We start from the raw sequence: 5,693 nt of genomic DNA, 5'->3' as shown, positions 1-5,693 counted from the left end.
GGTGGGGGCCCCGTGCTGGGTGGCCCGGTACACATCCACGAGGTACTGCTGAGTGATCGACATACCGCCACCGTGCGACGCCCCGGCGCGACCCCCCGCATCATTTGACGGTCCTGGTCAATCGAAGGCCCGCCACCCGCCCGGCCAGGCACGATAGACGCATGTCCACGGTCATCGAGATCACCGGGCTGCCGCCCGAGCGCATCGTCTTCAGCCCCTCGCCCCTCGCGGAGCTGAGCTTTGCCCTGCACGCGCTGGCCCAGCCGGGCCACCATCCGGGGCTGCACGGCTGGACCAGTTCGACCACCGCCGCGCTCAAACAGGACCTCGCGGACCGGTTGCACGAGGCGGATTTCCTGTGGAGCCCGGCGTTCTCCGACATCTCGATGCCGTTCGCGGCGCTCCCGCACGCCCAGGGACACCCCGGAGCCACGCTCGCCGAGGATCTGGACCTGCTCGACCAGCTCGACGACGAGCTCTTCGTGGCCGCGGCGCTGGAGATCTCCTGCTCCTCCATCTACAGCCGGGGCGGCCCCTCACCGCTGGTGGACGCGGTGGCGCGGGAACAGGCCCTGGAGCGGGCCACCGCGCGCGGGCCGCGGCAGACGGAGTTCGCCCACCGGCTGCTGGCCGACCCGCCGGGGGTGCGGGCCTGGATACGCCGCCTGTTCGAGGACTGCGAGCAGGCGTTCTTCGCCGATGTGTGGCAGCGGGTACAGGTGCAGCTGGCGGCGGACGCCCGGCACAAGGCGGAGCTGCTGCGCCGCAAGGGCCTGCGTGAGGCCCTGGCCGAGGTGTCGCCGGCGCTCTCGCTGGAGGGCGAGTACCCCGGCGCCGGCGGCCCGGTCCGCATCGTCGTGGACAAGTTGAGCAGCGGCCGTACGACGGCGGTGGACCCGGCGATCGGGCCGGGCCTCACCCTCGTACCGTCCACCCTCGGCTGGCCGCACCTGATGGTGCTGCACGCACCCGGCTGGCGGCCGGTGATCCACTATCCGCTGGCCGCCACGGAGCTCGCCGGGCCCCCGTCGCTGGAGCTGGTCCGGCTGCGGATGGAGGCGCTGGCCCATCCGATGCGGATGCGGATCTGCCGGAGCGTGGGGCGCGCGGCGTTCACCACCGGCGAGCTGGCGGCCGAGTGCGGCATCAGCGCGCCCGAGGCGTCCCGGCACCTGGCCTTCCTGAAGAAGGCGGGGCTGGTCACCACCCGGCGCCGCGGCCGGTATGTGCTGCACCAGCTGGACCTGACGGCGGTGGCCCGGCTGGGCAGCGACTTCCTGGAAGGGGTGCTGCGCTAGGCCTGCGGCGTGCGGTGTCGGGAGCGCTGCGTCAGGCGTGCGGCGTCAGACGGCGTCGGGCGTGCGGCGTCAGGGCCTGCGGCGTCGGGCGTGCGGCGTCAGACGGCGTCGGGCGTGCGGCGTCAGGGCCTGCGGCGTCGTGGGCGCGGCGCCTGGGGCCACGGCGTCGGGTGTGCTGGTCCGGGGCCGCAGTGCCAGGGCGTGCCGCGTCAGACGCACGGCGTCCGGGGCGCGGCAGCGGGGACGTGCGGCGGGGGGTATCCGCCGTCACTCACCCGCGACACGGAGCAGCAGCTTGCCCGTGGTGGTGCGGGATTCCACCGCGCGGTGTGCCTCGGCGGCCTCGTCGAGCGGGAACTCCGCGGTGACCGGCAGGACCACCTTCCCCTCCGCGACCGTACGGAACGCCCGTTCCGCGATCTCCGCCAGCGCTTCGGGCGCGGACCGGGCCAGGGCCAGCACGGAGAAGCCGGAGACGGTGAGGGTGCCGGGGTAGAGCTCCGCCTGTCCGACCTGCCAGGGGGCCTCGCCGGAGGCGTTGCCGTAGGAGATCAGCCGGCCGAAGCGGGCCAGGGAGGCCAGGCCGCCGCGCAGGGTCTGGCCGCCGACCGGGTCGAGGGCCAGGTCCACGCCCCGGCCCTGGGTGGCGTTCCGGACCTGCTCCGGGAAGTCCTCGCCGATGAACACCTGGTCGTAGCCGAAGCCCAGCGCGACCTCGGCCTTGGCCCGGCTGGACGCCACGCCGTACACCGCGCCGGCACCGGCCAGCCGGGCCAGTTGGCCGAGTACGGTGCCCACCCCGCCGGCCGCGCCCTGCACCAGTACGGTCTCGCCCTCGGCCAGCCGTCCCACCTCGTGCAGCAGGGCGTGCGCGGTGGGCAGCACGGTGGGCAGGGTGGCGGCGGTGCGCAGCGAGATGCCCTCGACGAGCGGAAAGACAGTGGCGGCGGGCACGGCCACCACCTCGGCGTACCCGCCGCCATCGGTGAACGCGGCCACCAGTTGGCCGGGGCGCAGGCCGGTCACCCCCTCCCCGACGGCCCTGATCCGGCCGGAGAGGTCCAGGCCGGGGGTGAAGGGCAGTCCGGGCACCTGATAGCCGACAGCGCGCGCCTTGATGTCGGCGAAGTTGACGCCCGCGTAGGCCACATCGATGGTCACCTCGCCGGGTCCGGGCTCCGGTACCGGCACCTCGGCTACCCGCAGTACCTCGGGACCGCCGAACTCTTCCATCACGATCGCACGCATGACAGACCCCCTCGCCAGAGTGTTCAATGAAAAGCGAACACCATGAGTGTACGAAGTAGATCGAACACTTGGCAATCACCGGCCCGCGCGGGAAGATGCCGCGCCGCACGGACGCGCCCGGCGAGCGGCGCACCAGGAGAAACGAGAGAGCGACCCCATGAGCCATCGCACCGCGCCAGAGCACACCCACCCCGACGACGTCCCGGTCGAGACCGCGCTCGCCGCACTGGCCGACCCGGTCCGGCTGAGCATCGTGCGGGAGCTGTCCACCAGCGAGGAATGGTCCCGCTCCTGTGGCACCTTCGACGTGCCGGTGGGCAAGGCGGCGCTCAGCCACCACTTCGCGGTGCTGCGTGCCGCCGGGCTCGTCGAGCAGCGCGACATCGGTGCCAAGCGGGTCAACCGGCTGCGCCGCGAGGAGTTCGAGCACCGCTTCCCCGGGCTGCTGGCTCTGGTCCTCCGCGAGGAGTGAGCCCTCCGGGCCGCACTCCCCCGCGCCTCGTGCCACCGCCGGGCCGGCCCCCGTCCCCCGCGAGGGGTACGCGCCTGTCAGATGCCTCCGCCGCCGGCCCGGACCAGCCCCGTCTCGTACGCGAGCACCACCACCTGCACCCGGTCGCGCAGCCCCAGCTTGGTCAGGATCCGCCCGACATGGGTCTTCACGGTGGCCTCCGAGAGCACCAGCCGCCCCGCGATCTCACCGTTCGACAGACCCTGGGCGACCAGCATCATCACCTCGCGCTCGCGCCCGGTCAGCCGCTCCAGCACGGCCGTGGAGCCACCACTGCTCGCCGAGCCGGAGGTGGGCAGCATCGGGGCGAAGCGGTCCAGCAGCCGGCGCGTGGTGCTGGGCGCCACCACCGCGTCCCCGCTGTGCACGGCGCGTATCGCGGCCAGCAGCTCACCCGGCGGCACGTCCTTGAGCATGAAGCCGCCGGCGCCCGCCTTGAGCGCGGAGAAGGCGTACTCGTCCAGGTCGAAGGTGGTCAGGATGAGCACCTTGGGCGCTCCCACCTGCCGGCAGATGCGGCGGGTCGCCTCCACCCCGTCCAGCCGGGGCATCCGGACGTCCATCAGCACCACGTCCACCTCGGTGGTGCGCAGCACCTCCAGTGCCTCCGCGCCATCCCCGGCCTCGGCGACGACCTCCATGTCGGGCTGGGCCGCCAGCACCATGCGGAACCCGGTGCGCAGCAGCGCCTGGTCGTCGACGAGCATCACGCGGATCGCCATACGGAACTTCCTTCTCGTTACTCGGTTGGATCGTCGTTTCTGCTGGACCGGAGCTTCCCACCAGACAGGGCACCGCTGCCCGCACAGGCAGCTCCGCCAAGCCGGATCCGCCTGTCCTGCGGGCCGGGCTCCGACGGACCTGCCCTCGCCGGGAGCCCGTCCGGCCCGCCGGGCCGGCCGGGATCCGGCCGTGCCCTGCCAGGACCGGCGCCCATGCGAACCGCCAGGGCCGGGCTCCGGCGGGCCTCCCAGCGGCGAGCCCGTCCGGCTTTGCCAGGCCGGAGCCCATCTCCCCCGCCAGGGCCGTTCGCCGGAGCGGCCCCGTTCAGCCGCCCGGTTTCACCGGCAGCAGCACACTGATCCGGAATCCGCCGCCGGGCCGGGGTCCGGCGTCCAGGGTGCCGCCGACCATGCCGACCCGCTCCCGCATGCCGATCAGCCCCTGACCCTGGCCGTCCGATCCACCGTCCGTGTACAGCTGGGAATCGGAGCCCCGGCCGTCGTCCTCCACCAGCAGCCCCAGGCCATCGTCGAAGTAGGTGAGCCGCACGCTGGCCCCCGCGTTGGGCCCGCCGTGCTTGCGGGTGTTGGTCAGGGCCTCCTGGACGATGCGGTACGCGGTCAGCTCCAGGCCGCTCGGCAGCGGGCGCGGGCTGCCCTCGACCTTGAAGTCCACCGGCAGTCCGGCGCCGCGCACCTGCTCGACCAGGTCGTCTATCTGCTCCACGTCCGGCTGCGGCACATAGTCGCTGTCCCCGGCCGGCTCCCCGGTGCGCAGGACGCCCAGCAGCCGGCGCATCTCGGCGAGCGCCTGGCGGCCGGTCCCGGAGATCGTCTCCAGCGCCAGCCGGGTCTGGTCCGGCGCAGCGTCCATCACATACGCGGCACCGTCCGCCTGCACCACCATCACCGAGACGTTGTGCGCGACCACATCGTGCAGCTCGCGGGCTATTCGGGCGCGCTCGGCGGCGACCGCCATCTTGGCGCGCTCCTCACGCTCCTTCTCCAACCGCGCGGCACGCTCCTCCAGCTGGGCGTAGTAGGCGCGGCGGGTCCGTATCGAGTCGCCGAGCACCCAGGCGAGCGCGAACGGCACCGTGCCGAACGCGATGCTCACGGTGTGTTCCCAGCTGGTGGCGTTGTCCTGGGGCCAGCGGACGGTCGCGATGGAGGCCGCCAGCAGGCCGCCCACCAGCCCCAGCCGGGAGGCCCACCGGGCGCCGGTGGCGGCGCAGGTGTAGATGATCACCAGCATCGCGAAGTCGGCCGGATTGATCCCCACGTCGGCGATCAGCTGGGCCACCCCGCAGGCGATCGCCAGCAGCAGCATCTTCTCGGGCGCCCGACGGCGCAGCGTGACCACCGCGCACAGGGCCAGCACGATCGGTACGGCCGGGATCCGCGCGTGGCTCGGCAGACTCGTTGCGTCCGCGATATACAGCGCACCCAGGCCCAGCAGAAGGACGGCCCAGGAGCCGTCCACCCACGTCGGGTGTCTGCGGAGAAAATCGTAGAGGCGCTGCACGTAACCCAGCGTAGGCATGGCAGGGGCTTCGCCGGGTCAACCGGAGGGTCGATCCATGAGCGCTGGGCCTACTCCCCAAGGTGGAGGCGGAGTGCGCTTAGCGTTGGGGAATGGCGAACAAACGGTCGGGGTGGATCGGCTGGCGAACGGCCACCGAGCAGGCCCTGTACGGACCCGGCGGCTTCTTCCGGCGGCCCGAGGGCCCGGCCGGGCACTTCCGCACTTCGGTGCATGCCTCGGCGCGGTATGCGGAGGCGGTGGCCGAGCTGCTGCGCCGGGTGGACACGGCCCTGGGGCGGCCCGCCGAGCTGGCTCTGGTGGACATCGGGGCGGGCCGCGGGGAGCTGCTGACCGGCGTCCTCGCCGCCCTGGACCGCGCGGACCGGTCG

At 73.2% G+C, this 5,693-nt stretch carries 5 protein-coding genes and 1 pseudogene; 3 read left to right on the top strand and 3 right to left on the bottom strand.

Features of this window, described 5'->3' with window-relative positions; all coding sequences use genetic code 11:
- The first annotated feature begins 161 nt into the window (after window positions 1-161).
- Window positions 162-1,298: a DUF5937 family protein gene (locus E4099_RS28180; RefSeq protein ID WP_135341951.1), complete on the top strand. Its 1,137-nt coding sequence runs from the start codon at window positions 162-164 to the stop codon at window positions 1,296-1,298.
- Window positions 1,299-1,565: 267 nt separating this feature from the next.
- Here E4099_RS28180 and E4099_RS28175 read toward each other — a convergent pair whose 3' ends face one another.
- Window positions 1,566-2,546 (bottom strand): quinone oxidoreductase family protein, encoded by a 981-nt coding sequence (locus tag E4099_RS28175; protein ID WP_135341950.1) that lies wholly within the window; start codon window positions 2,544-2,546, stop codon window positions 1,566-1,568.
- Window positions 2,547-2,703: 157 nt separating this feature from the next.
- Here E4099_RS28175 and E4099_RS28170 point away from each other — a divergent pair, with 157 nt between their 5' ends.
- Window positions 2,704-3,018, top strand: a complete 315-nt coding sequence (locus E4099_RS28170) for an ArsR/SmtB family transcription factor (RefSeq protein ID WP_135341949.1) — start codon at window positions 2,704-2,706, stop codon at window positions 3,016-3,018.
- Between the two features lie 77 nt (window positions 3,019-3,095).
- Here E4099_RS28170 and E4099_RS28165 read toward each other — a convergent pair whose 3' ends face one another.
- Together E4099_RS28165 and E4099_RS28160 are read right to left on the bottom strand one after the other, a co-directional pair.
- Entirely contained in the window at window positions 3,096-3,779 is a 684-nt protein-coding gene (locus E4099_RS28165) for a response regulator transcription factor (protein ID WP_135341948.1), read from the bottom strand.
- Between the two features lie 325 nt (window positions 3,780-4,104).
- Window positions 4,105-5,304, bottom strand: coding sequence for a sensor histidine kinase (locus tag E4099_RS28160; RefSeq protein WP_135341947.1), 1,200 nt, complete (start codon window positions 5,302-5,304; stop codon window positions 4,105-4,107).
- Between the two features lie 110 nt (window positions 5,305-5,414).
- Between E4099_RS28160 and E4099_RS28155 the strand changes: the two are divergent.
- Window positions 5,415-5,693 (top strand): annotated as a pseudogene (locus E4099_RS28155) (SAM-dependent methyltransferase); the annotation flags it as partial.

The organism is Streptomyces palmae, assembly GCF_004684805.1.
Lineage (GTDB): Bacteria > Actinomycetota > Actinomycetes > Streptomycetales > Streptomycetaceae > Streptomyces > Streptomyces palmae.
Note: the sequence above shows the minus strand (reverse complement) of the source record. Positions and strands in the feature narration are given on the sequence as shown.